The sequence below is a fragment of the Nonomuraea sp. SBT364 genome, from assembly GCF_001083785.1.
Taxonomy (GTDB): domain Bacteria; phylum Actinomycetota; class Actinomycetes; order Streptosporangiales; family Streptosporangiaceae; genus Nonomuraea.
The window spans coordinates 1-4,279 of the sequence record NZ_LAVL01000303.1; the positions used below are offsets into that span (position 1 = coordinate 1).

The 4,279-nt window shown below is 68.4% G+C and carries 6 protein-coding genes; 1 reads left to right on the top strand and 5 read right to left on the bottom strand.

Annotation, left to right across the window (positions count from 1 at the left end):
- Positions 1–260 precede the first annotated feature (260 nt).
- Entirely contained in the window at positions 261–614 is a 354-nt protein-coding gene (locus ADY59_RS46655; RefSeq protein ID WP_231619232.1) for an ArsR/SmtB family transcription factor, read from the bottom strand.
- A 51-nt stretch (positions 615–665) separates the two neighbouring features.
- On the opposite strand from ADY59_RS46655, the gene ADY59_RS46660 reads away from it, so the two are divergent.
- The gene (locus ADY59_RS46660) at positions 666–1,445 is read left to right on the top strand and encodes an SDR family NAD(P)-dependent oxidoreductase (RefSeq protein ID WP_049577615.1); all 780 of its coding nucleotides are present in this window, start codon (positions 666–668) and stop codon (positions 1,443–1,445) included.
- Positions 1,446–1,683: 238 nt separating this feature from the next.
- On the opposite strand, the gene ADY59_RS50905 is transcribed toward ADY59_RS46660, so the two are convergent.
- The 4 genes from ADY59_RS50905 to ADY59_RS52155 form a co-directional block, all read right to left on the bottom strand.
- On the bottom strand, positions 1,684–1,827 hold the full coding sequence (locus tag ADY59_RS50905; RefSeq protein ID WP_156326164.1) for a hypothetical protein: 144 nt from the start codon (positions 1,825–1,827) through the stop codon (positions 1,684–1,686).
- A gap of 135 nt (positions 1,828–1,962) precedes the next feature.
- Positions 1,963–3,147, bottom strand: a complete 1,185-nt coding sequence (locus tag ADY59_RS46665) for a CU044_5270 family protein (protein ID WP_049577617.1) — start codon at positions 3,145–3,147, stop codon at positions 1,963–1,965.
- Positions 3,144–3,722, bottom strand: coding sequence for an RNA polymerase sigma factor (locus ADY59_RS46670; RefSeq protein WP_231619233.1), 579 nt, complete (start codon positions 3,720–3,722; stop codon positions 3,144–3,146). Before ADY59_RS46670 ends, ADY59_RS46665 begins: the two co-directional genes overlap by 4 nt.
- A gap of 225 nt (positions 3,723–3,947) precedes the next feature.
- Positions 3,948–4,088, bottom strand: coding sequence for a hypothetical protein (locus ADY59_RS52155; protein ID WP_197094196.1), 141 nt, complete (start codon positions 4,086–4,088; stop codon positions 3,948–3,950).
- Positions 4,089–4,279: the final 191 nt, after the last annotated feature.

Genomic DNA, 4,279 nt, shown 5'->3' on the forward strand with positions numbered 1-4,279 from the left:
CGCTACAACACGATCCGGCGGCACTCCCGGCTCGGCCAGCTCAGCCCGATCGACTATGAGAAGACGACAGATAGCCTGAGGTCTGCCGCCTGAAATCGGTGTCCTCGTTCGAGGGGGAAGCCCCGGCAGTACCCCTGACCTGGCTGGCGGCCCTGGTTCCGGGTGGCGGCGCGGCTGATGAGCCGGGCTTTCGCCGCGAGGGTTGGCCGGGCCGTATCGCAAGCGCCGCCGCCGGATTTCGCTGTCGGCGACGGCGGGGTTCAGGTGCGGTTGGAGTCGTCGGCCACGCCGACGTGCGCGCCGACGTCGTCGCCGCGGGCTACCTCCAGCACCGCCTCCAGCAGTCCGGGGAAGCGCGCGTTCAGGTCCTCGCGGCGCAACTCGACGAAGCAGCGGGTGCCTTCCTGGCGGGTCCGGGTGAGGCCGGCATCACGCAGTACGCGCAGATGGTGGCTGAGCGTCGACTTGGCCACGGGCGCGCGCAGTTCGCCCCAGCCCCGTTCGCGGCCGTCGGCCAGCACGCGCACCAGCCCGACGCGGATCGGGTCACTGAGCGCGCCCATCACCGCGACGAGGGTCATCTCCTCGGGCCCGGGATGCCGTGCTTGTTTCACGATCACCATGCTAGCTTGTTCGATGTTTTACGAACAACGAACAAAGGAGACATGGTGCACCACCGGCCACACCCACCCCGCAACGCGGACTTCACCGACAAAGTCGTCATCGTCACCGGCGCCGGCTCCGGCATCGGCCGCGCCGCCGCCCGCGCCTTCGCCCACGCCGGAGCCCACGTGCTCGGCGTCGCCCGCCGCAGCCAGACATTGGAGGAGACCGCCGCCGACCACCCCCGCATCGCCACACATGCCGCCGACCTACGCGACCCGCACGTGCCCTCGCAGGTCATCGAGGTCGCCACCAGCAGATGGGGCGGAGTGGACGTGCTGGTCAACAACGCCGGCGCCACCAAGGTGATGCCCCTGGGCGAGGTCACCGCCGATGCCATCACCGACCTGTTCTCCCTCAACGTCACCGCGCCCAGCCTGCTCGCCGGCACCGCCCTGCCACATCTGCGCGCGAGCCGCGGCACGATCGTCAACATCTCCAGCACCTACGGCCACCGCCCACTGCCCGGCGCCGCCCACTACGCCGCCTCCAAAGCCGCCCTCGAACAGCTCACCCGCAGCTGGGCCCTGGAACTGGCCGGTGACGGCATCCGCGTCAACGCCCTGGCCCCCGGCCCCACCGAAAGCCAGGCCCTGACCGCCGCCGGCCTGCCCGAGACCATCGTCGAGCAGATCAAACACGACGAGGCCGCCCGCATCCCACTCGGCCGCCGCGGCGAACCCGAAGAGGTCGCCACCTGGATCCTGCGCCTGGCCGATCCCGCCGCGACCTGGCTGACCGGCCAGATCCTCACCATCGACGGCGGCCTGGACCTCACCTGAGCAGAAGGCGGTGACATTCCGCCCGTCACCGTCGCGGGGTGGGATGGGCGCCCCGGCGTCCCCGTCACTACGGCGGAACGCTCCCTCGCACCTCCAGGCCGTACGTCCTCGCTTTTCGCTCTGGGGCATCGTGACTGTCGGCGATCCCGTTATCGAGCCAGGCCAGGACGTGTGCGTGTCGTCTGGACTTGGTCAGTCCCGTCCATGATCTCCCTGCACCGGTCCAGGCCGTGATCGTCTACCTGAACACCGGGATGGTGCAGATCGTCCGCGCCGAGCCGAAGTGGCGAACCTGTACGGCGAGTTCGAGCTCGACATGAGCAAACAGCTCGACCTCGGGCCAGTCTCGGGGCTGGAAGGTCCAGCGGGCCAGCTGATCCATGCAGGGGTCGAGGCCGCATGAGCTCCGTTGTTGTCCCTCCGGAGATCCAGAACTACTTGAACGCGCCTGTCAGCTGAGTCGTCCACCGCGCAGACCCCGGCCGTGCGCTCATCGCCGCCGGGGTCGGCACCCCTTTCATTCCCCCTTCTTGCACCCCTTCGGTGGAGAAGCCGGCGGCCTGGTCCAGCCCGACCCGAGGTCGCGGGCGTGGTAGCTCATGACCTCACCCTTGGTCGCCCCCCGTGCGGTGCGGGCCGCATAGGAAACACGCGAGAGCGTCTCCCCCGTCCCCGGGTCGAGGATCTGCCTGTTGTAGACCGGCAACTCCTTGCCCGGCTTGCTGGAGTACACCAGACTGCCTCCCGCTCCGCCGAAGTCCACCGATATGCCCCTTCTGCCCAGCGGATCCGTCACTGTGCCCACGACCTTGGTGGTCGGCAGACTGGCCAGGACGCGGATGATCGCGGCGCGCTGGGCAGGGCTGAGCGGCATGCCCAGGAGACTCACGGTGGTCGGCAGGAACTTCTCGAAAGGCTGCGTGAAGCCGCGGCCGTTCCAGATCTCGTGGTAAGCGCGAAGCTGCTTGATGAGCGCGGCCGGATCAGTGGGGATCGCCGCCAGATCCGCCATGCTGAAATCGCTGACCGTTTTGTCGGGATAGATTCCCGTGGGATCCATTCTCAAGGTGTACCTGCAGTCCTTGGGCTCGGCGGCGACCGGAATCGAACCGCACGGCCCGCTGGTCTCGCAGAGGCCCTTGACCCTGGCGGGAGCTCCCGCCGCCCGCCAGGCTCGCTCGTCCTCGGTCGTGGCCGGGCGGGCGCTGTCCTGCCGCCACCACTGCGTGAGCACCAGATCAGCCGGGTCGCGCGGCTGCCAGATCTCGCGACGGCCGACCACCACGAGCCTGTAGCCACCGCTGGACAGGTAATTGCCGTCGATCCTCACCTCGCGCCAGTAGGCACCGCTCTCGGCGGGGAGTTTCTCGATCCTGTCGGCCAGGTCGAACAGTTCCTGGTTGGTTCTCGATGGCTTGAGCACAGCAGGGGCTGGTGCCAGGCTCGTCACCAGCGCGAAGACCAGCGCCATGACCGCAGCCGTGGACAGCGGCGCCCACAGTACCCACAGGCGGGACCAGGCCCGCGAGGCTGGGGCGGCCGGCAGGGTCCGCCTCGGGCGCGAGCGCCTGCGCGAGGGTTCTTGTGGCGCCTCGGTGGTGGCCATGAGCAGCATGTCGTCAGCGGAGATGCGTGATCCGCGGTCCAGCGAAGCCGGGCGGGCCATGGCGAGCAGATCCGTCGCGTCGGGCTTGCGGCTCATCGCAGTTTCCTTCCTGGAACGGTCACGGGCTTTCGGGACGGGGTGGTACCGGTGGCTTCGATCGCCGACTGCAGTCGGCGGCGCGCTCGATGCAAGCGGACGAAAAAGGCGGCCTTGGTGCAGCCGAGTACTTCGGCCGCTTCCGTGGTGGACAGGCCATGCCAGGTGGTCAGGGTCAGGATCTCTTTGTCGGCTTCGGACAAGCCGGCCAGGGCGCGCAGTACGGCGACGCGCTCGGTGACGTGTTCGCCCACGTCGGTGGCTGCCTCTTCCATCCACGTGCGCAGCTCAGCTTCCAGAGATTCGCGCCGGGCGGCCTGCCGGAAGTTGTCGCGCAGAATGTTGCGAGCGACGCGGAGGAGCCATGGCAACGGCGCGTGGTCGGGGAGGCTGTCCAGACGCCGCCAGGCCACCAGGAAGGTCTCGCTGACCACTTCCTCCGCGAGTTGATGTCCGGCGCGACTTGCCGCATAGCCGTACACCCGCGCTTGGTAGGTGTTGTAGAGCGCGGTGAAGCGCTCATGGGGGTTGGGCAAGCCGGTTCCTTCGGTCGGGGACAAACGTTCATAGAGCAAGTGGTCCGAAGGAAGGCTTTCTTACATCCCGCATCCACATCTTCCCAACAGTTCGGCCTCGGGCTCCTGCCAAGACCCGACCCCGCGTCCCGCCTACGCCCTCCCCGGGGGCTTCTTCGGCTGACGGCGTACGGCCTCGACCTTCAGGTGCCCGTACACCGTGGAGCGCGGCACTCCGGACAAGCCCGCGATCCGCTGGACGGTCTTGTCCCTGGCGTCGTACAACTACTGGGCGAGGGCTGCCTGGTCGGCGGTGAGCTTGGGCCGACGTCCACCGACCCGGCCGCGGGTACGGGCGGAGGCCGGGCCGTCCATCGTGTCGGTGTCGATGCCCTGCTCGATCACATGCAGGATCGAGCGCGACAACCGGTCCAGCCGGGTGACCTTCAGCGTGTCGCCCTGGCGCAGCAGCTTGAGGACCAGATCGAGGCTGGGGCTTCCCCCTCGAACGAGGACACCGATTTCAGGCGGCAGACCTCAGGCTATCTGTCGTCTTCTCATAGTCGATCGGGCTGAGCTGGCCGAGCCGGGAGTGCCGCCGGATCGTGTTGTAGCGG